Source organism: Rathayibacter tanaceti, from assembly GCF_001634385.1.
Taxonomy (GTDB): Bacteria; Actinomycetota; Actinomycetes; order Actinomycetales; family Microbacteriaceae; genus Rathayibacter; species Rathayibacter tanaceti.
Genome location: NZ_LIIN01000288.1, coordinates 1 through 788 on the forward strand (window position 1 = coordinate 1; position 788 = coordinate 788).

Here is a 788-nt window from a genome sequence, read left to right on the forward strand (position 1 = left end):
GGTGGGTCGTAGGGTGGCGGGATGACGGATGGGTTCGCGGGAGTCGGGGTGGCGGAGGCGGCACGGGAGCTGCGGCGACCGCGGGCGGAGGACGACAAGTACCGGCGGGGGGTGCTCGGGGTGGCGACGGGGTCCGAGCGGTACCCGGGAGCCGCGGTGCTGGGAGTCGAAGCGGCGGTGCGGACGGGAGTCGGCATGGTGCGCTACCTGGGGTCGGAGCGGCCCTCGGCTCTGGTGCTCGCGCGACGACCCGAAGTGGTGACGGCGGCGGGGCGCGTGCAGGCGTGGCTCGTCGGCTCCGGCACCAGCGCCGACGACCGCAGCGACGACCAGCGGCGCACGCTGCTCGACCAGCTGCACTCCGGAGTGCCGGTCGTGCTCGACGCAGGCGCCCTCGACCTGATCGACGAGGTCGCCGGACCGGTCGTCATCACGCCGCACTTCCGCGAGCTGGCGGGCCTGCTCACCCGCTCCGGAGAGGACGTCGACGTCGCCGCCGTCGCGGCCGATCCGGGCGGATGGGCGCGGCGAGCCGCCGACCGTTTCGAGGCCTGCGTGCTCCTCAAGGGCAGCACGACGCACGTGGTCGCCGGGGCGACCGCCCTGGCGGTCAGCGGCTCGACGCCCTGGCTCGCCACCGCCGGCAGCGGTGACGTCCTCGGCGGAGTCCTGGGCGCGCTGCTCGCCGGCCGCTCCGCCGACGCGGAGGCGGCCGGGCGCGTCCTCGCTCTCGAGGATCTCGCGCCGCTCGCCGCCGCCGCCGCGGTCCTGCACGCGGAGGCCGGCCC

General features: G+C 76.9%; 1 protein-coding gene. It reads left to right on the forward strand.

Translation table 11 applies throughout. From position 1 onward, the window contains the following. Positions 1 to 21 precede the first annotated feature (21 nt). Positions 22 to 788, forward strand: a 767-nt coding sequence (locus ACH61_RS15690; protein WP_068213804.1) for an ADP-dependent NAD(P)H-hydrate dehydratase, incomplete at its 3' end; no start/stop codon positions are given.